General features: G+C 52.9%; 21 protein-coding genes and 1 pseudogene. 10 read left to right on the plus strand and 12 right to left on the minus strand.

Going from position 1 to position 21,536, the window contains the following annotated elements; genetic code table 11:
• Positions 1–18: 18 nt before the first annotated feature.
• Positions 19–1,365 (minus strand): ABC transporter substrate-binding protein, encoded by a 1,347-nt coding sequence (locus L0666_RS08280; protein WP_235260255.1) that lies wholly within the window; start codon positions 1,363–1,365, stop codon positions 19–21.
• Positions 1,362–2,432: a LacI family DNA-binding transcriptional regulator gene (locus tag L0666_RS08285; RefSeq protein ID WP_235260258.1), complete on the minus strand. Its 1,071-nt coding sequence runs from the start codon at positions 2,430–2,432 to the stop codon at positions 1,362–1,364. The genes L0666_RS08280 and L0666_RS08285 overlap by 4 nt, the downstream gene beginning before the upstream one ends.
• Before the next feature lie 140 nt (positions 2,433–2,572).
• Between L0666_RS08285 and L0666_RS08290 the strand changes: the two genes are divergently transcribed.
• A complete protein-coding gene (locus L0666_RS08290) occupies positions 2,573–3,259 on the plus strand; it encodes a D-lyxose/D-mannose family sugar isomerase (protein WP_235260260.1) in 687 nt (228 codons plus the stop codon).
• A 3-nt stretch (positions 3,260–3,262) separates the two neighbouring features.
• The gene (locus tag L0666_RS08295) at positions 3,263–3,727 is read left to right on the plus strand and encodes a GNAT family N-acetyltransferase (protein WP_235260262.1); all 465 of its coding nucleotides are present in this window, start codon (positions 3,263–3,265) and stop codon (positions 3,725–3,727) included.
• 361 nt (positions 3,728–4,088) lie between these two features.
• Here L0666_RS08295 and L0666_RS08300 read toward each other — a convergent pair whose 3' ends face one another.
• The 5 genes from L0666_RS08300 to L0666_RS08320 form a co-directional block, all read right to left on the minus strand.
• Positions 4,089–5,204, minus strand: a complete 1,116-nt coding sequence (locus tag L0666_RS08300) for a DUF917 domain-containing protein (RefSeq protein WP_235260263.1) — start codon at positions 5,202–5,204, stop codon at positions 4,089–4,091.
• Position 5,205: 1 nt separating this feature from the next.
• The gene (locus L0666_RS08305; RefSeq protein WP_235260264.1) at positions 5,206–5,997 is read right to left on the minus strand and encodes an ABC transporter permease; all 792 of its coding nucleotides are present in this window, start codon (positions 5,995–5,997) and stop codon (positions 5,206–5,208) included.
• Entirely contained in the window at positions 5,994–6,839 is an 846-nt protein-coding gene (locus tag L0666_RS08310; RefSeq protein WP_235260269.1) for an ABC transporter permease, read from the minus strand. Before L0666_RS08310 ends, L0666_RS08305 begins: the two co-directional genes overlap by 4 nt.
• Positions 6,836–7,801 carry an ABC transporter ATP-binding protein gene (locus L0666_RS08315; protein ID WP_235260271.1) on the minus strand — a complete coding sequence of 322 codons (966 nt, stop codon included), beginning with the start codon at positions 7,799–7,801 and terminating at the stop codon, positions 6,836–6,838. Before L0666_RS08315 ends, L0666_RS08310 begins: the two co-directional genes overlap by 4 nt.
• A 64-nt stretch (positions 7,802–7,865) precedes the next feature.
• Positions 7,866–8,915 carry an ABC transporter substrate-binding protein gene (locus L0666_RS08320; protein WP_235260273.1) on the minus strand — a complete coding sequence of 350 codons (1,050 nt, stop codon included), beginning with the start codon at positions 8,913–8,915 and terminating at the stop codon, positions 7,866–7,868.
• A gap of 157 nt (positions 8,916–9,072) precedes the next feature.
• Here L0666_RS08320 and L0666_RS08325 point away from each other — a divergent pair, with 157 nt between their 5' ends.
• Positions 9,073–9,981 (plus strand): LysR family transcriptional regulator, encoded by a 909-nt coding sequence (locus tag L0666_RS08325; RefSeq protein WP_235260274.1) that lies wholly within the window; start codon positions 9,073–9,075, stop codon positions 9,979–9,981.
• Between the two features lie 465 nt (positions 9,982–10,446).
• Here L0666_RS08325 and L0666_RS08330 read toward each other — a convergent pair whose 3' ends face one another.
• Both L0666_RS08330 and L0666_RS08335 read right to left on the minus strand, forming a co-directional pair.
• Positions 10,447–10,677: a phage holin family protein gene (locus L0666_RS08330; protein ID WP_235260276.1), complete on the minus strand. Its 231-nt coding sequence runs from the start codon at positions 10,675–10,677 to the stop codon at positions 10,447–10,449.
• A gap of 1,213 nt (positions 10,678–11,890) precedes the next feature.
• A complete protein-coding gene (locus tag L0666_RS08335; RefSeq protein WP_235260278.1) occupies positions 11,891–12,796 on the minus strand; it encodes an SDR family oxidoreductase in 906 nt (301 codons plus the stop codon).
• Positions 12,797–12,949: 153 nt separating this feature from the next.
• Between L0666_RS08335 and L0666_RS08340 the strand changes: the two genes are divergently transcribed.
• Positions 12,950–13,843, plus strand: coding sequence for an AraC family transcriptional regulator (locus L0666_RS08340; protein WP_235260280.1), 894 nt, complete (start codon positions 12,950–12,952; stop codon positions 13,841–13,843).
• A gap of 232 nt (positions 13,844–14,075) precedes the next feature.
• On the opposite strand, the gene L0666_RS17395 is transcribed toward L0666_RS08340, so the two are convergent.
• From L0666_RS17395 to L0666_RS08350, 3 genes are all read right to left on the minus strand, one after another.
• The gene (locus L0666_RS17395; protein ID WP_418887983.1) at positions 14,076–14,612 is read right to left on the minus strand and encodes a GNAT family N-acetyltransferase; all 537 of its coding nucleotides are present in this window, start codon (positions 14,610–14,612) and stop codon (positions 14,076–14,078) included.
• Between the two features lie 221 nt (positions 14,613–14,833).
• A complete protein-coding gene (locus L0666_RS17405) occupies positions 14,834–15,481 on the minus strand; it encodes a hypothetical protein (RefSeq protein ID WP_235260282.1) in 648 nt (215 codons plus the stop codon).
• A 502-nt stretch (positions 15,482–15,983) separates the two neighbouring features.
• Positions 15,984–16,670: an RHS repeat-associated core domain-containing protein gene (locus tag L0666_RS08350; RefSeq protein WP_235260284.1), complete on the minus strand. Its 687-nt coding sequence runs from the start codon at positions 16,668–16,670 to the stop codon at positions 15,984–15,986.
• Between the two features lie 533 nt (positions 16,671–17,203).
• On the opposite strand from L0666_RS08350, the gene L0666_RS08355 reads away from it, so the two are divergent.
• The 6 genes and pseudogenes from L0666_RS08355 to L0666_RS17355 all read left to right on the plus strand — a co-directional run.
• Positions 17,204–17,716, plus strand: coding sequence for an aggregation factor core (locus L0666_RS08355; protein WP_235260286.1), 513 nt, complete (start codon positions 17,204–17,206; stop codon positions 17,714–17,716).
• A gap of 12 nt (positions 17,717–17,728) precedes the next feature.
• Entirely contained in the window at positions 17,729–19,261 is a 1,533-nt protein-coding gene (locus L0666_RS08360) for a cryptochrome/photolyase family protein (protein WP_235260288.1), read from the plus strand.
• Positions 19,248–19,415, plus strand: coding sequence for a DUF2256 domain-containing protein (locus L0666_RS08365; protein WP_235260293.1), 168 nt, complete (start codon positions 19,248–19,250; stop codon positions 19,413–19,415). The genes L0666_RS08360 and L0666_RS08365 overlap by 14 nt, the downstream gene beginning before the upstream one ends.
• Positions 19,412–20,662 carry an FAD-binding domain-containing protein gene (locus L0666_RS08370; RefSeq protein ID WP_235260295.1) on the plus strand — a complete coding sequence of 417 codons (1,251 nt, stop codon included), beginning with the start codon at positions 19,412–19,414 and terminating at the stop codon, positions 20,660–20,662. Before L0666_RS08365 ends, L0666_RS08370 begins: the two co-directional genes overlap by 4 nt.
• Complete coding sequence (locus L0666_RS08375) at positions 20,646–20,870, plus strand: TIGR03643 family protein (protein WP_235260297.1); 225 nt, start codon at positions 20,646–20,648, stop codon at positions 20,868–20,870. Before L0666_RS08370 ends, L0666_RS08375 begins: the two co-directional genes overlap by 17 nt.
• Before the next feature lie 8 nt (positions 20,871–20,878).
• Positions 20,879–21,271: pseudogene (locus L0666_RS17355) on the plus strand (deoxyribodipyrimidine photo-lyase); the annotation flags it as partial.
• Between the last annotated feature and the right edge of the window lie 265 nt (positions 21,272–21,536).

A 21,536-nucleotide genomic window follows, 5' to 3' on the forward strand; every position in this document is an offset into this window, starting at 1 on the left:
CGCGCCGCCTGTTTTCGATTACAGATCAAGAGCCATGTGCTCTTCGACAATCTTTGCGGCCGCTTCCTCAACGGTCAGATCGCCGTCTGTCATTTCACGAATGACACGAGACATGATCTGGGAGTTGACGATCTTGGAGGCTGTTGCCAGTTGGCCGTCAGCCACGCCCCAACGGTCACCAACAGAAAGGCCTTCGACGATGTCGTCGATCACAGACTGTGGGTAGATGTCGCCAAGCGGAGCCTTGCGGTCAACGCCAACGTCCAAGCCTGCCCACGCCATTTCGAAGGAGGTGTCACCAGCTTCAGAGCCGCGGCGCACTGGGAACTTGCCTTCTGGCGCTTGTGACAGCCACTGGCTGTAGCCTTCGGACATCACGTACTCGACGAATTCCTGTGCAACACTTGTGTTCGCATCAGCAGTAATGCCGAGGTAGCGAACGTCAGCATATGCTGCGCCGTCTGCGTTGCCGGGGCCAGATATAACGGTTGAGAAGCCGGTCATTTCAGCCAGTGCAGTTGTCATAGGGTCGTCATCGATTGTGACAGGTGCGCTGTCACGCAACCCGCCAAGCTCGTCGAGGATAGACGGGGACCAGATCACCATTGCGGCCTTACCATCGAGGTAAAGTTCACGAGACTGGGACCAGTACAGATCACCTTCAGGGGAATTTGCAACCAGGCCCGTGTAAAGCTCGAGCAACTCAACAAGGTGTGTTGTGTCTTCGTTGATTGACCCATCTGCGTTGACAGGGGAATAACCGGTCGCGAGCGAGAGGTGCTCGATCAGCTGCATCATGTAGCCTTCGTCGATCTTAGTTGCAGCAACGAAACCATACATTTCCGGTGGACTGTGTAACGCTTCCATTGCGGCGTTCATTGCGTCGAATGTGGATGGAATTTCAAGGCCAGCGGCTTCGAACAGGTCTGCGCGGTACACGACCAGTTGGGTCCAGCCATCAGAAGGAACCGCAACGATTTCGCCGTCAGACATCGCCATGCCTACAGGGCCTTCGGCGAAGGTATCAACGCCAAGGTTGTCCATGACTTCAGAAGCGGCACCTGCATCCAGAAGGCCAGCTTCGGAGTATGGCAGAATGTGACTGACTGTCAGGTTGATCACGTCAGGGAGGTCGCCTGCCGCGAATGCAGCAGTCGCACGTGTTTGGATGTCAGACTCTTCGACAGGGATGATTTCGACTGTGTGACCCGTCGCAGCCTCAAAGCCAGCGACCATTTCCTCTTGAACGGCAATGCGCTCTGGTTGAACTTCCATGGTCCAGAAGCGGATATTATCCGCGTTTGCGGCCCCCGCTAGAACCGTTGATGCCAGCAAGCCAGCCATTAGGTGTGTTGTGCGTTTCATGTGGTTTCCTCCCTAGTTGAAACGAGTTTTTGATCCGCTGCAGTGTGCATCGGGCCGTCTGTCATGCGGCGCAGCAATTGCGCGCGCTGCAATTCTTGGTGTTTGGACGGTTTATCGCCATCAATAATCGCCATGAGCATGTCGCCTAATCGTCGCCCGGCATGTGCCTGAGGTTGAGCCATAGTCGTAAGGGGGGGGTTGGAATGGTTGCCAAATTGCAAGCCATCATAACCGATCACGGAAACGTGGACGCCTGGGCGTAGGCCTCGTCCACGAATGGCCGCCAAAGCACCCAATGCCATTGTATCGGAGACACAGACAATCGCTGTCGGTGGCTGCGGCAAATCCAAAAGAATGTTTGTTGCCGCTTCCCCCCCATCATCGCTGAATTCGGCAATCTGAATTAGATCCTTATCAACGGTCAGTCCGTTAACGACCATGCCGCGTTCGTATCCAATCAGGCGGTCCTGAGCGAATTGGAATTGCAATGGTGAACCGACAAAAGCAATCCGGCTGTGACCAAGCCCAACAAGGTGGTTCACCGAGGTCACAAACGCATCTTCGCCGTCAACGTCATACCATGCATAGTCAGTGCTCGAGCCTGTCCGCCCATGGACCACAAAGGGGAATTTCAAATCCTGCAAAAGCTGGAGGCGGGGGTCGTTTCGAAGTGGGCGAGAGATAACCAAGCCGCTTACGCGCCCTGATCTGGTCAACTTCTCAATCTGTGCGAGTTCATCACTGGCGGACTCAGCGTGCGACACCAACAGGTCCCAGTGGCGCTTGCCAAGGGCCTCTCCCAATCCTTGCAATAATTGGGCGACGAAAGGTTGAGCAATCGACTGGCCAATTCGTGGCATGAGATACCCTACTGTTTCAGGGTTTCCGATCGACAGCCGTCTTGCGTTTTGGTTCGGGCGATACCCGAGTTCGTCGGCCGCGCGCCGTACACGTTCTCGCGTGGCCGGGCTGATGTCGGCATATCCGTTCAGCGCTCGGCTGACGGTCGGAACCGTAAGGCCAAGGTGCGCGGCTAGAACCTTCAAGCTGACTGGCTTGTTAGACATCGAATCTCCTCCCATTGTCCAAAACGCTAACCGAAACCGGTTTCGGTGCACAAGAAATTAATTTACAGTCGGTTGAAATTGAGTCGTTCGCCCTCTCTGATTGGGCAGTGTGCGACGGCGACGTCTGGAGAAGCAACAACATGAAACGCTCACGCATTAACGATATTATCGAAGAGTCTGACGACATGATGCGGTCGCACGGATTTGTGCTGCCGCCGTTCGCATATTGGACGCCGGATGAGTTCAAATCGCGAAAATCCGACGCGAAGAATGTGATTGATGCGGGATGTGGATGGGATGTTACCGACTACGGCGCGGGCGATTATGACAAGATGGGCCTGTTTTTGTTTACGCTGCGCAACGGCCGTTTGGCAGACCTGCAACGCGGCGGGGGCATGTGTTATGCGGAAAAGCTGCTTATCTCAAAGCAAGACCAGCTCAGCCCGATGCACACGCATGTCATAAAGGCCGAGGACATCATCAACCGTGGCGGGGCGACGCTTGTGGTCGAATTGTTCGGGTCAGATTCTGACGGAAACTTTGACGAGTCTAAGGGTGGCACTGTGTTCTGTGATGGCATCCAAAGAGACTTTCGACCGGGTGAAAAACTTCGCCTTGCCCCAGGTGAAAGTGTGACGCTAATGCCCGGCGATTGGCATGCGTTTTGGGGGGACGGCGGCGATGTTTTGATCGGTGAAGTTTCGACCGTAAATGACGACGAAACCGACAACATTTTCCGCGAACCGATAGGGCGGTTTGCAACGATTGAAGAAGATGTAGATCCGGCCCATCTGCTGGTTAGCGACTATCGAACATGGTTGGCCTAATCCATGATTGAAGACGCGTCCGCCGACCCAACGTTCTTAAAATCCTTGGCTGCGGCGTTGTCGGCGGACTTACGTGGCTTGTCCGATCAGGGCGTGATTGACAGCATCAATCTTGTCGTGAGCTCTCCTGACGGGGAGTTGATTGCGGGTTTGGCAGGCACAACGTCTTACGGCTGGTTACGCGTGAACATGTTGTGGGTCTCGAAAAACCAACGCCGGACTGGGATCGGTAGTGATCTGATGCAGCGGGCTATGGACCTTAGCATCTCCCGGGGGTGTCACTCGGCTTGGCTTGAAACATCGAACCCTGAGGCCTGTGCGTTCTACGAACGCCTCGGATTCTCTCAATTCGCCAACCTAAGCAACGATGGCTTTCCTCCGCCGATACATTCGCGTTGGTTTCTGCGGCGGTCGTTGACTGGAATCTTTGCAGACAAGGCAGGACGGCAAAATTCCAAGTCAAGCTGACGGCTGAGGAAGAGCAGAAGCTTCAAGAATTTGTTTATCGCATGGTCTCTTTTCAGGTGGCAAAAAGATCAGATGGCACAAGCTCAGACTGACATATGTATGACAGCTTTTGGTTGCATTTAACGGGCGTCGATTTCATTAAAAAACCGTTAGCAGAATTTGACCTGCTCGCGGTTGATCGGGTCGAGGGAGTGAAAACACATTGTCGTTCATTTCTTGTCAGGTCGTTTTGGTCCGTCAACGGCAAGCCACTTCTCGCAGCGGTCATTCATAGTTGAGAATATGATTGGCCGCTTTGCGGAAAAAAGCTGACCTTGCACTTGCTGAGACCAATGTCTGCTATCGTGCTGCCGAACTAGTATTACACAGCGCCAGTTTCTAATTGAGTTAATAAGGGCGTGCGAAAAACTGCATCGATACCGGCGTATTTTGGCCCAAATATCGAAAGCCCCTCGTCCGTTAAGAATTGCTTGGGGGCCGGAAGGATCACGACAGCGATCGTTTGCTCAGCGCAGCAATCAGGGTTGGCGATGGGCGCACCACTGTCGGTATCAAACAGACAAATCAGGTCGGGAACCGTCGCGTAGACCGCCCCGTCCAGCCAGCAGGCCATGTTCTCGTTCTTGACGCTGATGCGCATGGTTTCGCCGCTCGGCGCCACAATATCGATTTGACCGACTGTGAAGCCCCTATCGGTTTTGTAGGTCACGTGCTCCACAACGCCCTCGAACACAATTGCGCCCTTTCCGGCTACGGCGACTGCCGATGCGGGATTTCCTTTTGATGCAAGGCTCTCTCGCCAAACCTCGCCAAGCTTCATCGCCTTGGATATTGTGCCCGGAATAAGAACGCCGCGCAGGTCCCGCATCGGCAGCGCGTGATCAATTGCAGCAATGTCGTTGCGGCTGACCTGGCACAAGGCGCGCACAAGGGTTTCGGCACGCTGGTCGTCTTTGACTTTGTCGATCAGAAACGACTCTCCGAATTGGTTCACTGCATAGATTGGTGCGGCTGGCAGCCCTGCGAGATAATAGGTCGAATGGGTGATCTCGGGCACTGCGCGCCCTGCGGGGTCTGCGTCGATGATTTTGTGCCCGTTCATTGCAGCGGGAAAAAAGGCAGCGGCAGTGTTGGAGCCGCCAAGCTCGCAAGCGGTGGTGCCGTAGAATTCCTGACCCAAATGATTCTGAAATTCAACATAAGCTTGCAGCATCGGGTGCTGATCCGTGGGGGCAAGTCCCGCATAAAGCTGTTCTTCTTCGGGCGTCATCGGGGAAATCGCGCCAAGCAGATAGGGCGTGCAAATGAGCGCGTCGTCGGGGACATCATCTACGCTGACCAAATCAAACGTCTTGCCCGCTGCCAGACACCGATCAATCAACGCCATGCCTTCACGGATATCACCGCCGCCACCTGCGCCCAATATGACCGCGCCGAGCAAGATATCTTCGAGATTTTGCCGTGTCAGTTCAGTCATATCATTCGTCCTTTTCTGTTCCGAAAAGCGCCACCAGATCGGTCACACGTGACAAAATTAGAAGCCCCGTCACCGTTAACACGACAAACAGCATGGAGGCGGCTGCAACCACGGGCGAGTAGCCGTAGCGCACGTTGTTGAAAATCTTGATCGGTAGGGTTTCAACTACAAAGCCAGAGATCATATTAGCGATCAGGTATTCGTTGACACTGATGATCGCCACCAGCGTGAAACCCGTCAGCACATAGGGCGCAATCAGCGGCAAGACGACGGTCCGAAACACTTGCATGGGGGTTGCGCCCATGGTTTGGGCTGCTTCGACAACTTCGTCAGTAAGAGCAGCGAACCCGCGTGCGATAATGACCAGCGGCAGCGTGACGAAGAACACTCCGTGGGACACAATCGTTGCCTCCATACGCCCGTACCAACCCACTTCGGCCCAGAACAGGCTTGCACCAAGCGCAAGGATAATCGGGGGCAACAGGAACGGGCCGAGGCCAAGCGCAAAGGTCAGTTTCGCAAACCCCGAGCCCGTACGCCATAACACATAGTTGATGGCCAGCGCGAGCGTGGTGGAAATGATGCCGGCACACAGCGCGATGAACAACGATCTCCCGATGGCGAGCAGCCACTCAGATTCCGTCAAAAGTTCCGTGTACCATTCAAGCGACAAAGCCTCTGGAGGAAATGAGATGTTCTTGGATGCACCAATCGACACGCCCAGAACGATCACAAAGGGCGCAATCAGCATGGCAGCAATCAGCCATAAATAAGCGTTGCGCAGGGACGTCATGTTTGCCTCCCTCGCGTTGCCAGCGCCGAAATGAGCAAAACGACAACTGTCACAATCAACATGACCACGGCCAGCGCCGCTCCAAGCGGCAGATTGGCATCGCCAAGCGCCTTGTCACTGATGATCACCGTCATGGTCCAGTCTTTGGGACGGCCAAGCATTGTCGGCATGACGAAGACTCCAAGGAGATAGACGAACATAGTGAGTGTGACCGAGATCAAAGACGTGCGGAACGTCGGCAGCAGGACTTTGAAGAAGACCATCGCGGGCGGAGTCCCGAGGGTTACTGCGGCCTCTTCGATACTGCGATCACGGCGCGCGACGGAGGGGTACAGGATCAGTGAAACGATCGAAAAGCCAAGGTATACAAGGCCGATCATCATCGCGCCAAAACTGGGTGAGAGAGAGCGAGGATCGGCCCATAGCCCGACCCACTCAAGGAACCGCGGCACGCCCGCGCTTTCGGACATCAAGATCAGCCATGCAAAGCCGATGATGACTTCGCTGAAGCACATCAGTGACAGCAGCAGGATGATCCAGAACAGCTGCCATTTGCGCGACACGTCAGAAATGGCGAGGACCAATGGAAAGGCCAAGGCGACCACCAGAACGGCCCCGAAGATCGCGGAGTACAGCGAGCGCCATGAGACTTTGTAATAGAAGCTTGAGAAGAACTTTGCGTAGTTTTCCCACACGAAATCAACCTTATAGAACCCCATCGGGTCCGGTTGATAAAAGCTGACGACAATCATGAAGATCAGTGGGATCACAAAGAACACTGCCATGACGCCAAAGGCCAGACCGCTTATCAAACGAGGGCCGAATGTGCGTGCAGGCGTCATTGCGGCAAGGCCCATGCTTTGTCGTCAGACCACGACACCATGACCTCTGCGCCATCTTCAAGGTGGGTACCTTGATCGGCAAATTCACTTTGGTGCACGATTTGGGTGCCGACCAAGATTTCGCGTTCCATCAATGCACCAAGGCGGCGTTGACGCGTGATCCGACCACTAAGGCCTTGGCCCGACGTAGCCAAAGATATGGCTTCAGGGCGCACGGCGATTGTGGGGTTGCCGCTGACCTCAAATATATTGTTGATGCCGATAAATTCTGCAACGAAACGCGACGTTGGCCGTGCATAAAGTTCATCGGGTGCGCCCGCCTGTTCGATAATCCCACCATTCATGACAACGATCCGGTCCGCCAGCGCCATGGCCTCGCGTTGGTCGTGGGTGACGAAAACAGTCGTAACGCTAAGGTCGCGCTGGATGCGTTTGACCTCTTCTTGCATTTGGTCTCGCAGGCCCGCATCCAATGCGGAAAACGGCTCATCCATCAAGAACACGTCCGGTTTCAGGGCCAGCGCTCGAGCAATGGCCACCCGTTGGCGTTGCCCCCCCGACAGAGCCGCAACTGAGCGTTTTTCCAGCCCCGATAGCCCGACCATATCGAGCAGTTGGGTAACACGCGGCCCGGCTTTGTCTTTGGATACCCCCGCAAGACGCATGCCGTAGGCAACATTGTCGCCAACATTGAGGTGCGGGAACAGTGCGAGGGATTGAAACACCATTCCAATATTTCGTTTGTGACTCGGAATTGGGGTCAGGTCGTTGCCGCCCAACAAAAGCGTACCCTGATCATGGGTTTCTAGTCCTGCGATCAGGCGTAACAACGTCGTCTTTCCGCAGCCAGAACCGCCCAAAAGGCAAATAAATTCGCCCGATGCCACTTCAATAGATATATCGCGCAGAGCGACGTGATTGCCGAACGACTTGCTCAGGTTGGTGATTTGTAAGTTGGACATGACCCCCCCATTGCGTGGCCGTCATCATGTGGCGAGGCGAAACCTACCCCGCCACTTGGATCATTTATTGAGCAATCATTTCCTGATACTTAGTTTCCAACCAATCGCCTTCGCGAAGGTGGATGTGCGTTTGAACACGGATCGGCTCAATGTCGCTGCTGACGGCGGCGAAATCTTCATCCGACAGATCAAGGCTGTCGCGCGGCACGATCGGCGCCACGCCCATGGTCAAGGCCATCTGCGCCTGAACCTCTGGGCGGCTCATGTAGTCAAGGAACTGCTCAGCCGAAGCGATATTTTCGGATGCGGCGGGAACCACCCAATAGGCGTCCGACACGATCCCACCCTCGGTTGGGAAGGTCGACGCAACGGGTAGACCGTCCCAAATCGAAAGCATGGTCACATCGTGGTAATACAGACCAGCGTTCAGTTCCCCTGATTCAAGAGACTGCTGAAACTGCCCTTCGTCACGATACCACAGGCTGACCTGCGGTTTGAGTTCAGCAATTTTGGCGATTACTTCTTCCAGACCTTCACGCGTCTCCATGATCTCGTAGCCACCAAAGAACGTCTTGGCCGTTACTTCGATCAGCCCGGAGTTTGGTGTCGTTACAATACCAAGTTTGCCATCCCATTGCGGTTCCCACAATTCAGCCCAGCTTGCCGGTGCATCTGCCGCGTAGTCGGTATTGGTGACGAACGTCGTGTAGAAGGCCAATGCGCCGACCGCATAGGCATTACCAGCATCGTTGAGTTTCACATAGCCATCGATCAACGCCTCAGTGCCTGCCATATTGGCTGGGTCCAGCTCAGCCCACAAACCGACTTCGTTGCCGCGATACAGCACTTCGTCCACGACCAACGACAAATCGGCAGGCGCCTGGCCTGCACGGTTGGCCGCCATCAGCTGTGTCATCCACGTGGAATCTTCGGGTTGGGCAATAGAACGCACTTCGATCCCTGTTTCAGCTGTGAAACCAGGATAGATTTCGGCTGCCAATGTCTCTTCAAAGAAGCCGCCCCATGCACTGATGGTCAGTTCTTCTGCGTGCGTCGCGGTGCCTGCTACCATGAGCAGCCCAGCAATTTTCGCCATTGAAGTGGTGGTTTTCATGAGTCTTTTCCTTAGGTGTCGGATTGGTGATTGATTCTACGATTCATGCTAGGCACGGCCCAAACTTCTGACCATATCGATTATGTTATGGTTGCATAAGCGTATCGACATGGAGTCGACGTATAGAATGTTTGGGCGCGGTGATCGGAGCAAGGGTATGAAACTTTCAGATATTGATCTGCGGTTGTTGCGGGTTTTCCAAGCTGTCGCAGAAGCGGGTGGATTTGCGAAAGCACAAGGAAACCTCGGGATTAGCCAGCCCGCGATCTCCGCCCAGATTGCCAAGTTGGAAGACCGGCTAGGCCTTCGTTTGGCAGACCGAGGGCCGCAGGGTTTTTCATTAACAACTGAAGGCGTTCTCGTGCTTCAAGAGGCCAATCGACTTTTAGCGAGTGTTGATGAATCTGCGGACCGTTTGCGCGTTATCGGCAAAGCACCCACCAAACGCATTCGGTTCGGGGTTGTTGATTGTATGGTGACTGACCCCAATAATCCCTTGGTCGATCACATCCGCACTTTAAAACATGCTCATGCTGATCTGAAAATTCAAATTGGAATATACGACTTCCTCGACTGTTTGACAGAATTACGCGCCGAACAACTCGACATCGCAATCGTCGGTATCGCAGGAAATGAAACCATCCCGTCCGATCTTGAGGCAATCTCTCTCTATCAAGAAACAAGCGGGCTTTACTGCACGCCAGACCATGAGTGCGTCGGGATTGATAATCCCGAAGCACTCAAGGCAGCTTTGGCTGAGGCAGAGATTTCCGCACATAGCTTCGTCTTTAACCCCATCGATCAAGACCTTGATCCAAAGTTGCTGGATCAAAGCAAAGGGTTGGCACAAGACACAATTGAGCTGTCAACATATCTGGCATTGTCAGGAACCCACGTGGGCCTCATTCCCAATCACTATGCACAAAATTGGGTGGAAGCAGGGCAGCTTATCCGGCTCGCACCGAGCGACTACGCAATCGTATCACAATTTCACGCTCTAAGATTACTGTCCGCCAAACCAGACGGTATCGCCGATAGCGCCTGGCGACAGCTCAAAACGACTTAGCAATTCCAAAACCATGCACAGTGTTTTTGGGTTTCAGTCAAAAGGTCGCGCAAACCGGACATTCTTATAACATGCAGCATCGGTCAGATTGGCCTCTAGCGGCAATTCTCCGCTTTGCAGCATCATAGGTTATCAACCGAGATCACACGACACTAACGGCCCTTACCGGACATTCGTATGAAGCAGACGTGCCGCAGTGCAGCTTCTTCAAAGCGGTCATTCAACCGGTGCGCTGCATACTGAAGGGCCAAAGGTCCGTTATGCGGACTGAGTTAGCTTTCGCCGCAATTGCGCAGATGACTGCTTGTGTAGAACCGCACAAATATCAGCTAACTTCACTGTGGTCATGACAACCGATTAGGTTTGCGGCTAGGGACGCTGGCCGAGCACGGAGATGTGGTGTTCTTGCTGGTCTATCCTCCCCATCAACCATCATACGCCTCCTGCAAAGATTTACCTCTGTTTTCACCGATCCTCGCCGCGTCGGGTTTGCCTTTGCCGGTACTCGATAATCACTCCGGCGATGCCGACTGCGAATATAGGCGCAGACACAGCAATCCAATCTGGTACAGAGAACCAGATCAACATCAACATGCCAACATTGCCGATCACAGCAGCAGCCAAGATCAACCGCCAGAAACCCGGCGGAAATCGCTTCTTATCGACTTGTGTATCTTGAACGTCGCCGTCGTGCATTGTTATCTCCACGTCGTAGGGATCAAGTTCGTATGAATACTACAGACAAACCGCGACGAAAATGAGGCCCGAGAGCGGCCTGGACCTGTCGCGGTTTGATGCCACGACTTGAGAACCAGACGTTTGTGCAAGTCGCAGCATCAGTGGAAATGGGCCCAAAGCAGCTGTTCGCTGTCGTCTGCACGAATGGCCGCAACGGGCTCATTGCAGCCATTCTCCGCAATGCAGCATCGTCGCCATTGACAGTCGCCTATTACGGCGCTCACTGCCCAAAGTGCGTCACGATACTATCGCCCATAGCTGCCGTTCACATGCCCCCCCTATGATGCTGCAGTGCAGCCGGTCCAAACGGACTTTCGCGGCCATTGCGTGATTTGAAGTTGGTTGAATGTCCGCACTGCGGACGTACCGCTCATTCGTAGAGGTTTCCACTTGCCGACTTTAGATCGACTTTGGTCGAACCCCGGCGATCTACTCGGAGAAGCACTCAGAATGCACAGCACTAACGGCGGTATTCGCGAACCGACCGACGTACCAGATAGCACCAAACACCAAGATCGCAGGCAAAGATCTAAAGGGATCCGGAAGGTTGAATGCGATCGCAAATGCCATTGGTACGGCAACAATCGAGGCACTCGGAAGTGCGCTGCTGATAAGAGCCATGAAACATGACATTCGTTCAGGCGACCGATTGCTCCCTACAAAAACCACATAGAACGACCTGAAAACATAGCGCCAGATGCAATAGGCTACATAACCAAACATCAGAATTCCCAAAAATTTTAGAAATCCACCTGGCTCGATGCCCGAACTCCCGCTTGTGTCAGGAGGCCAATGAGAAATTCGAACCGCGACCAAGGCTCCCAAATAACCCAGCAAGATGACGGCGGAATACCACAGGTTTTTTAGCGCTTCTGTTGTTGTCATGTATCAAGGAGTCCAGATAGTTTTCTCGCCCACTCGGGTTCGGATACAGCGAAAACAGCACAAGAAGTGGGCAAGAATTTGACCATTAAGCACTTGTTTCTTTGGGCTGACGCGCACGATCGTAAGCCGACATTCAGGAGTTGCTCAGGTCCTGCGCTGCAGCTCCCCGAAGCTGGCATTGCACGCCAGCCAGGCCAGAGCACAGTTCGGAGGGCCGCTATTTGGGGCAAAGCTGACCTATCTATCGATTGCATATGGGCCCCTTATTCCGCCGATTTGACAGTTTTTATGACCTCACACGAAGCCTGTTCACCAAGAGGTCATCTTGCACGATTTCGGATTCCATAGCGCCAAGCTCACCGACATCCCAATTGGCACTCAAATATCGGCCCTTGGCCCAATCCCCCGCGCCCGAGCAGAGCCAAACGGCAAAGCTCGCGGCAAGGTTGGGATCATCGACCAGATACTCATGCATGTGTTCCGGCATGCTATGGCCGATGTCCGTTGCAACACCACCAGGGTGCACTGCAAAGCACTTAATCCCATCCTCATCGTGATCGCTTTGCACGAATTCGCTGAGACGGTTGATCGCATGTTTGGACGTTTGGTAATCCGACGCGCCGGGCATTACAAACTGAGCGCCGATTGACGAGATAAGTATAAGGTGGCCGCCGCTTCGGCCCTCCGCAGTCCATTTCTTTGCGCTATCGATAAGATGCGGCAACGTGAAACGAACCACATGATAGCATCCTTTCACGTTGACTTCCCAGTTGCGCCACCACCCGTTCGGGTCGCTTTCACCGATCTTGACCCAAGGCCCAAGGTAGCCTGCATTGGCATCGGCAACATCAATGGCGCCAAACTTTGCCACGCAATCATTCACTGCCGCCTCGACCTGAGCAGCATCGGTAACATCGCACACCGCATAGGCGCACTGGGTGTTCGGGTTGGCTTTTTGAACAAGTGCCAGCGTCTCGATCAGGGCTGTCGTTGTGCGCGCTGTTAGATAGACCGCTTTTGCTCCTGCCTCAGCAAAGGCAATAGCTGTGGCTTGGCCGATCCCTTTTGAGGCACCAGCAATGAAAACGACCTTTCCTTCCGCGCTGCCCTTGAGAGTGGTGTTCGGATCGATAGCGTCATAGCGGGCGTTGTGGGCCGTCAGATCGAGAAATTGAGTTTGAATAGATGACATTGCTACACTCCTATAGTTTCCCTGATCTTAGCCAAACTTACCTGCCAGCGCCTACCGTATCCTCCAAACAATCTGCCTATTTCTCCAAATTGATGAATGATTAGCTATTTTCTCATTTCAGAGGCTGTTACTGAATTACGTAAGGAGACGCCGATGGACTTATATCACCTCACCACTCTCGCGCGCAAATACTGCGCCTCAGATAACGCCTACGGGTGGAAGTTGCCGCAATTGACCATCTATCGGCGCGACAAAGTTAGTGCGATCGAGGCGACGATTTATGACCCAGTCCTGTGCCTGATCCTCCAAGGTAGCAAAGTCACTTCTATCGGCGACCAATATGTTGAACTCAACCAAGGCGACGCTCTGGTTGTCAGTCACGATCTGCCTGTTGCGTCCCGGATAACAAAAGCCAACCAGCAAGAACCCTATATAGCAGTTATTCTCTCTCTCGATTTTGGGGTAGTTCGCGGCCTTTATGATCAGGTCGCTGGGGCAAATCTTGCTGAGGCCAATGCGCAATCCTTGTCGACATGGCAGGCCGAGCCGACGTGGGTTGAACCACTAACGAGATATGTCGCGTTGATGGAGAACCCGATGGATGCGCGGGTTCTAGGGCCGTCGATTTTGCGGGAAATTCACTATCGTCTTTTGCTTTCGCCAATCGGAGGGATGCTTCGCCGTCTATTGGTCGCGGACAGTCATGCAAGTCTGATTGCCAAGGCCATTGATAAGTTGCGACATGACTTTCGCACGTCTATATCCGTGTCTGATCTTGCTCATCACGCAGGAATGAGTCCGTCCTCATTTCACGAACACTTCAAGTCGGTGACAGGCACGACACCCATTCAATATCAAAAAGACCTACGCCTCATCGAAGCACGCTCTGCACTCGTTGAAAGAGGCCTGTCTGTCTCGGAAACCGCGTATTCCGTTGGCTATGAAAGCCCAACGCATTTCAGCCGGGACTACAGGAGAAAATTCAGAGTGCCGCCCAGTCGAGATGTGAGCTCTGCTTTTCAAGACCAACAAAACGGTTCGATCTGAAAGCCGAAATTGGCATCCAAACATGTAGTAGCAATAGGTCACTGGGGCTCATTTCTGCCGGTCTTTGCAATGCAGCATCGTCGCCATTGACTGTCGCCTTTTACGGCGCTCACGGCCCAAAGCTGCCATTCGCGAGTTGGACCGACGCTGCGGTGCAGCTTCCCCGAAGCGGACCTTGATCGGTCGCGCAGCATTGTGATCGAACCGATGGCAGCTGTGCGGGACTTAGCGACTATCGGCTCTCATCCCCTGAGTGACTGCTATGCGTACCAGAACTTTGAATTGCGAAAATTACTTGCTCTGCGCCGAATCTTTGAAGCCGTTTCAATTCTACCATTTTGAGGTGTTCCAACAGCCGACATGATGCAAGGTTCGCACTTTGCGTTTCAGCAATAATTCGATCTAACCTTGAACCGGTAAGTGAGTGCTGAACCACGCAGGCTGTTGCCTCCCGAGCAAATCCATTGCCCCACCCATCTGGATGAAATTGGTACGAGATCTCATACTCCTCACCATCTTTGTGAGGACTTAAATCGATCAACCCCACTGATTTACTATATTGTCGGGTCTGGACGATCCAAATACTTACGTCGGCTGGACTGCGCAGATAGGACCGGAAACGTGGAATTCTTTGCTTCCAAGGCACCGGACCTCCAAGAAATCGCCGAACTTCCTTGTTGCCGACTAAGCGGTAAAAGAACAAAACGTCTCGTGCCAAGAGTGGGCGCAGAATGAGTCTTGGGGTCTCAAGGTATCGCGAAATATACATGCCAAAGAGACTATCAACGAACGACCTATCTCAAAAGATCGGACATTCGCGGCGTTGCAGAAATTCAGTAAGATGGGCTCAATGTGTAGCTCAAGCTAGTATTTGTGAGGCTATGCAAAGGTTAGATGCGAGGACGGCGTTGGCAGCACTATCTCTTCCTTATCTATATCTCAATTCCTTTGCTAAATTTAAAACGAAAGAAACGCGAACTCGCCTGCAAGTTAGCATCCAAACGAACTTGAAATCACTTTTGTTTGTGGAAACCCAGGTAGTTCGAATAGTGCGGCTTTACCAACATAAAAATTGGGATCCAAAAGGCGCACACCTAACTCAGAGCAATAGTCATCTAACGCCTCTAGCGGCAAACGGTCCTTGATTTTCCTCTCTTTGTATAAATCTAGATTTTCCCAATCGAAAGGTTCTCCCTCGTTGTAAAACTTCCAACGCGACTCTTTGTGTGCAGCTATATATCGTCTTCGATTGGCTTCGTTATTATAATAGAATTGCGATGAACCTGGGTCATTTTGAAGTGAATACGCTATCGCTAACCTTTCCGTTCGGAATTCTCGTCCGAAAAAATCAAAAGTTGTATCCCCTTCATTTCCGCCCCTGCCATTGCCGGCTAGGCAGATCCAATTTGAATCTGTTTGAATTGCCAGCAGCTTTGTCCGGCCAGGATGAACAATTGGAAGGCATGACGCGAACGCCTGCTCCGCTGTTTTGTTTTCCAAAATCAGAGGCTTGATAGATTCTGGGGACATGATGATTGATTTCCATTTGATGAATTCATCAACAAAATCGTCCAAGTCACAGTTTAGGAACTCTAGGGTTTTAGTGATAGGCCAGAACTTTGTGAACATCGTAGACATTTTACTCTATTGTCCTTCTCCAAACGATTGAATTGGGGTCGTTTGCCCGTAACCGTTCTGAATGTGGTTCCGCACGTGTTGCAGGGGGGCTATCATATTCAATGTGAAGTCTAGTACCACATCTTAATGTGCAACTCACATCAGGCCGACCAATGCCCACTCGGTCACCGTTTGCATCGACCGGTTGTTGATTCACCCTGAAATCATAGGCACCCTGGTCTCGTAGATCTACTATGTCTTGCTGTGCTTGTGCATTCTGTGTTGCTGATTGACCAATAGGTCGATCTGTCCGAAGCGGATCCGGTGCAATCGGATTAACTGCTCCGTCTTGCGGTAAACGCGCAGTATTGGAAGGACCAAAATCGAGATCAGCATCGGCTGGTATACCGTCCGGAGCTCGCCTTGCCTGCAACGTATTAGTGGCTGCTTCTGATATGGCTCTCGCATCCCTTGCTGAAACCGGGGAGCCGATTTCGGTCGCCAGAGATCCCAGCGCTATTGTTCACTGTCCGAGGGTCGCGTTTCTCGAGAAAACAGTTCGGGTATCCTGGATAGCACCTGCAAAGGTGGCACCAAAGTCTCCTCCTTTTGCAAAAAGTTGAACTGCTTTGCCAAGGAGACCGTAAATATTCCCTCCCGGATCTAGCTGGTTGACCGGATCGTTGCCTGAGTAGGCATAGCGACTGGTCCCGACGCCCGCTTGGGATACCTCAAACCAGTCCGGTTGCAGGAACAGGCCAAGTTCTGGGTCGTAGTATCTTGCGTTGAGGTATTGCAGGCCGGCTCCGGCATCATAACGTTCGCCGATAAAGCCGATACTTTCTTCCGCCGCCGCCGGGTCCCAATTCCCCACAACTGAGTTCTCGCCAAAGGGTTGATAGCCGCGCAGCAGGTCACGGTTGCCTTGATTGTCGAGGATATAGACAAGCGAGCCAAGCTGGTCTCGGAACAGATAGCTTTCCACCCCGTCTTCAAGCCGGACCCTGTCGTGGGGATAGACCAAAACAGAATCCGGATTATCAAGATTTCCCCTAATCTCAACCGGACCAAGGTAGGTGATCACCTCTTCCTGAGCGGTGTTCGCGTTGGTGATCTGCTGCAAACGGGTCCCATCGGCACCATAAACATATTCGATGCGCACCCCGTTCCATGTGACCGACAGCGGACGGTTTTCACCGTCATAGGTCATGACTTTGCCATGCAGCCCGCTGAGCATGTTGTTTCAGATACCGGTGATGCTACGGCAGACGCGATAAGGTACCAAACTGGAACGGTACAATCCGCCTTAGGTCGGTTTTGCTTTTCATTCCTATTTGTGCGGTTAGACTTGCTAAGGTGCCCTGCCACCTTACGGGAGTGCAATGAGAACCTCAATTTGGGTGGAGGAAAGATCCGGCTGCAACGCCAACGCGAGTTCGGCTCGCACCTGCAGCGAAAGTCCGCTTTCCGCCCCTAGTGTCGAATGACGTGAACGGCCCAAAGCTGCCGTTGGTCATCAAATTAAGATGCTGCACTTGCAGCGCGCTTAGTAGTCATTCGCCGCGCCTGCGAAATACATGGGTAAATGCGCGCAGCATCCCGGCAGACTACGCGCCGTCATTAACGCACATATCGTGTCGATTGGTCAGATCGCAGTTATTATCGGTAACTTTAAATTTAGGTCCAATTGATCCACGCCGCTCGTTAAAGCGTATGAAAGTAAACCGGTTGTGGAGGCCAAACATGAGTAAGCTCACCTTATCGCTCAGCGTCTTGAGCGCAGTCGCGCTTTCGAGCGCGGCAGCCGCAGATTTGCAGGTTGAGTTTATTGAAGGCGCGCCAAAAGATCGTTTCGTTATTACAAACGTAGGTGATTGCGCGTTGGGCGCAGGGCAATTTGAAATTGATTTTGTGAATTCGAGCGCAGGTTTGATCTTTGATGTCTCGAACGAAGGCGCAGTCGTAGAGGTCTTTCAACCATCCGAAATTACTGTAGGTGCGGAATATTTGACTTCACAACCGCTGATCACAGATGGTGATCAGCGCGCTATTTTGGACATGTCCGGCATCGGTGTGACCGAGACAATCGCCTTCACTATTGATGTTGACGACACAATCGGTACCCGTGCAATCACGGTCGCCGATAGCGAAATCAGCGGAACGACGGTTTCGTTGCGTACGGACGGCAGTACCTATTCTGCGGTGATGGAGACCAAGGCGCAGGTCCAGCTTACCACGCCAAACTGCGACGCTTAGGGGCACCAGTTTATGAAACTTCGGCTCATCCTTGGCGATCAGTTAAGCCTTTCAACATCAAGCTTGTCAGGCGTCTCTAAGAGCGATCTGATCTTGATGTGTGAGGTTCGCCAAGAAGCGACTTATGTGAAACACCATAAGAAAAAGATCGCTTTTGTGTTTAGCGCAATGCGTCATTTCGCAGACGATCTTAGGCAACGAGGCTTTAATGTCCGCTATGTGACCTATGATGATCCGAACAACAGCGGATCGTTGTTGGGAGAAGTCGAAAAGGCCCTTTGCCTTTACCAGTGCAATGAGCTGGTCGTTACAAAACCCGGCGAGCAACGATTGCTAAGCGAATTTCATGCGTGGGGGGATGACCTGCCTGTTCCAGTCGTGATGCGCGAGGATGATCGTTTTCTGTGTTCGATAGACGATTTTGCCCAATGGGCCGACGGTCGCAAACAATTGCGGATGGAGTATTTTTACCGAGAGATGCGTCGCAAATATTCTGTTTTGATGGACGCTGATGGCCCGATTGGCGGCCAGTGGAATTATGATGCCGAGAACAGAAAACCACCAGCGAATGGACTGGATGTCCCAGAGACATACAAGGCTGAGCCAGATGAGATCACACAAGATGTCATGTCCCTTGTCGAAAGACGTTTTCCTGACCATTTCGGTGATCTGGTTCCCTTTCATTTTGCAGTAACCCGCGATCAAGCTCTGGCTGCGCTTGATGAATTTATCGCACGCCGTTTGCGCCTGTTCGGGGATTACCAAGACGCAATGATCCAAGGCGAGCCTTGGATGTATCACAGCCATATCGCTCTTTACCTGAACTGCGGTCTATTAGATCCACTAGAGTGCATTGAACGTGCTGAGGCGGCTTTTCACCGTGGGGCCGCCCCGTTGAATGCGGTCGAGGGCTTTATCCGCCAAATCCTTGGCTGGCGAGAATACGTGCGTGGGATTTATTGGCTGAAGATGCCGGAATATAGGGCCGTGAATTTCCTCAATGCAGACCGCGCACTTCCAGAGTTTTATTGGTCTGGGGACACGCAGATGAACTGCATGCGCCAATGCATCACGGAAACAAAGCAAAACGCCTATGCACATCACATTCAACGGCTGATGGTGCTTGGGAATTTCGCCCTTTTGGCAGGCCTCCACCCCGATGAGGTCAACGAATGGTATTTGCTGGTTTACGCAGACGCTTATGAATGGGTGGAATTGCCCAATGTCTCGGGCATGATCCTATTTGCCGATGGGGGGCTGCTTGCCTCTAAGCCATATGCCGCCAGCGGCAGCTATATCAACAAGATGTCGAACTATTGCGGGTCGTGTAAATATAAACCGACCGTCAAAAATGGGCCAACTGCATGCCCTTTTAACTATCTCTACTGGGATTTCTTGGCGCGCAATGACGGCAAGCTGCGGGGCAATCCACGCATGGGCTTTATGTACAAAAGCCTTGATCGGATGAGCGACGAAAAACGTCAAGCGATACAAGACGACAGCCGACGGTTTTTCAATGCGATGCAAGCCAATGAAAAAGTCTGATCTGCCGCAAAAAACCTGTGTGACCTGTGGACGCCCATTCGCGTGGCGAAAAAAGTGGGCAAAGGTTTGGGATGAGGTCAAATACTGCTCTGAACGCTGTCGGCGCGCGAGACCTTCAACGCAATCTCTCACCAGTCAGGGAGGGCAAGCATGACCCTTACAGAAGACTTATTTGCCGATCTCCCAGACCATCCCGAAACCGTTGCGTTTGAACCAACAAGGCAAGCTGGCCTTGCTCGATTGGAAAGCTTCGCATCGCGCACAGGCACGCATTATGCGTCGCAACGAAATTTTGATCTTGGTCCGGCGCAGCGCAGCACGGTTTCTGCCCTGTCACCTTGGATACGGCATCGGCTGATTGCCGAGGAAGAGGTCCTCAGACAGACACTTGCGCGCCACAGTCCGTCGGCCGCCATGAAGTTCATCCAAGAGGTCTTCTGGCGGGGGTATTTTAAAGGTTGGATGCAACAGCACCCTAGTGTCTGGGTGAGTTATCAACGCGGCCTTCAGTCTGCTCAGAATGAGCTAGCCCGGAGCGTTCATAGAAACGTCGATTACCAAAGCGCCATTGAAGGTCGCACGGGGATCGCGTGCTTTGACCATTGGTGTCTTGAGTTGAAAACAACCGGATATCTGCACAATCACGCCCGCATGTGGTTTGCTTCGATCTGGATTTTCACGCTGCGCTTGCCTTGGGAACTGGGCGCAGATTTCTTCCTGACGCACCTCATCGACGGCGATCCGGCCTCCAATACACTCAGTTGGCGCTGGGTCGGCGGCCTTCACACTAAGGGCAAGACCTATCTGGCCCGTCCATCCAACATCGCAAGATACACACAAGGCGCATTTGATCCGATGGGCCAGTTGGCCCAATCAGCGCCGCCCCTGATTGATGACCAAGAGCATCCATTTGTTCCGCTCAACATTGTGCAGCCCTCGGTCCAAGGTGACGCCCTACTTTTGGTGACGGAGGAAGATTGCCAGCCAAGCTTTGTTTGCGAAACACCGAATGATGTGCTTGGGCTCGTTCTCCCGCGCGAGCCGGATATTGCGGAAAAAACCCACGCATTCAAACAAGGCGCTGTGACGGATGCAGTCACGCGCTTGAGCGCGCAAGGAAGCGTCGTCACGACGTACGATTGGACCTCCGCGATGATCGCGGCCGCCGAGCAAGCTGCCACAACCCAAATCCTAACAGCATTTGCACCTGTTGGCCCAATCACGACGAAACTCGAAAGCCTGCAAAGGGAATTGGCAATGGCAGGGATGACCCTTCACCAACAGCTGCGCCCCTATGATGCACTCATATGGCCCCATGCGACGAAGGGCTTCTTTAAGCTCAAGAAGATGATCCCGACACTCTTAACAGATCTTGGAGTTACCGATGCCAAAACGCTCTAACCTCACCGAGCTATCGCCCGCCCACGTAAGCGAAGTGATTGAGATGGCATTGTCTGATCATACAAGTTTTGCCGACATCAAAGCCCAATACGGGATCAGTGACAGCCAAGTGAAAACCTTGATGCGACGTGAGTTGAAAAGCGGCAGCTACAAAGCTTGGCGCAAACGCGTACGCTCGTTCGGAGAGCGCAGAGACGTGTATAAGTAGGCTTTTGGATGCCACAACCACCCTGCATTTTTTGGTTTAAACGCGATCTAAGGATCCAAGATCACGCGCCATTGTTGGCGGCATCAAAATTAGATTGCCCTGTGATCCCTCTTTACATCGTCGAACCTGAATACTGGCAACAACCTTTCGCATCGCGCCGTCACTGGCACTTCATCCACGATTGCCTGACCGAACTGAGCGAGAGCCTTGCCGACCTTGGGCAACCGCTCATTGTTAAAGTCGGTGAGGCCGTGGACGTCATCGCCGAATTACATCGAGACATTGGCGTTACTCAAATCTTTGCCCATGAAGAAACGGGGAACGGGTGGACGTATGCACGTGATCTTTGCGTGGCGCGGCTTTGCGCTGATCACAAAATAGAGCTGCGAGAGTTTCCAAGCAACGGAGTTGTACGCCGACTGCGCAGCCGTGATGATTGGTCGAGGATCAGAAACACCCGCATGGGTGAAGATATCCAATCAAAGCCCGAAAGGCTCACGCCGGTGTCGCTAACCTCGGACGCTTTGCCTGATAAAGAGTGCGCGTTGTTTGGCGCACCTTTGATTGGGCACGTTCAGAAAGGTGGAAGAAACGCGGCGGTCAAAGACTTGCGCAGTTTCCTTATGCATCGATCCGAGCGATACCTTTATCATATCTCAGCCCCAG

It is taken from the genome of Octadecabacter algicola (genome assembly GCF_021532625.1).
Classification (GTDB): domain Bacteria; phylum Pseudomonadota; class Alphaproteobacteria; order Rhodobacterales; family Rhodobacteraceae; genus Octadecabacter; species Octadecabacter algicola.

Coding starts and splice junctions, on each gene's coding strand:
- L0666_RS08280 (WP_235260255.1), bottom strand. CDS start 1,365: ATGAAACGCACAACACACCTAATGGCTGGCTTGCTGGCATCAACGGTT.
- L0666_RS08285 (WP_235260258.1), bottom strand. CDS start 2,432: ATGTCTAACAAGCCAGTCAGCTTGAAGGTTCTAGCCGCGCACCTTGGC.
- L0666_RS08290 (WP_235260260.1), top strand. CDS start 2,573: ATGAAACGCTCACGCATTAACGATATTATCGAAGAGTCTGACGACATG.
- L0666_RS08295 (WP_235260262.1), top strand. CDS start 3,263: ATGATTGAAGACGCGTCCGCCGACCCAACGTTCTTAAAATCCTTGGCT.
- L0666_RS08300 (WP_235260263.1), bottom strand. CDS start 5,204: ATGACTGAACTGACACGGCAAAATCTCGAAGATATCTTGCTCGGCGCG.
- L0666_RS08305 (WP_235260264.1), bottom strand. CDS start 5,997: ATGACGTCCCTGCGCAACGCTTATTTATGGCTGATTGCTGCCATGCTG.
- L0666_RS08310 (WP_235260269.1), bottom strand. CDS start 6,839: ATGACGCCTGCACGCACATTCGGCCCTCGTTTGATAAGCGGTCTGGCC.
- L0666_RS08315 (WP_235260271.1), bottom strand. CDS start 7,801: ATGTCCAACTTACAAATCACCAACCTGAGCAAGTCGTTCGGCAATCAC.
- L0666_RS08320 (WP_235260273.1), bottom strand. CDS start 8,915: ATGAAAACCACCACTTCAATGGCGAAAATTGCTGGGCTGCTCATGGTA.
- L0666_RS08325 (WP_235260274.1), top strand. CDS start 9,073: ATGAAACTTTCAGATATTGATCTGCGGTTGTTGCGGGTTTTCCAAGCT.
- L0666_RS08330 (WP_235260276.1), bottom strand. CDS start 10,677: ATGCACGACGGCGACGTTCAAGATACACAAGTCGATAAGAAGCGATTT.
- L0666_RS08335 (WP_235260278.1), bottom strand. CDS start 12,796: ATGTCATCTATTCAAACTCAATTTCTCGATCTGACGGCCCACAACGCC.
- L0666_RS08340 (WP_235260280.1), top strand. CDS start 12,950: ATGGACTTATATCACCTCACCACTCTCGCGCGCAAATACTGCGCCTCA.
- L0666_RS17395 (WP_418887983.1), bottom strand. CDS start 14,612: ATGTATATTTCGCGATACCTTGAGACCCCAAGACTCATTCTGCGCCCA.
- L0666_RS17405 (WP_235260282.1), bottom strand. CDS start 15,481: ATGTCTACGATGTTCACAAAGTTCTGGCCTATCACTAAAACCCTAGAG.
- L0666_RS08350 (WP_235260284.1), bottom strand. CDS start 16,670: ATGACCTATGACGGTGAAAACCGTCCGCTGTCGGTCACATGGAACGGG.
- L0666_RS08355 (WP_235260286.1), top strand. CDS start 17,204: ATGAGTAAGCTCACCTTATCGCTCAGCGTCTTGAGCGCAGTCGCGCTT.
- L0666_RS08360 (WP_235260288.1), top strand. CDS start 17,729: ATGAAACTTCGGCTCATCCTTGGCGATCAGTTAAGCCTTTCAACATCA.
- L0666_RS08365 (WP_235260293.1), top strand. CDS start 19,248: ATGAAAAAGTCTGATCTGCCGCAAAAAACCTGTGTGACCTGTGGACGC.
- L0666_RS08370 (WP_235260295.1), top strand. CDS start 19,412: ATGACCCTTACAGAAGACTTATTTGCCGATCTCCCAGACCATCCCGAA.
- L0666_RS08375 (WP_235260297.1), top strand. CDS start 20,646: ATGCCAAAACGCTCTAACCTCACCGAGCTATCGCCCGCCCACGTAAGC.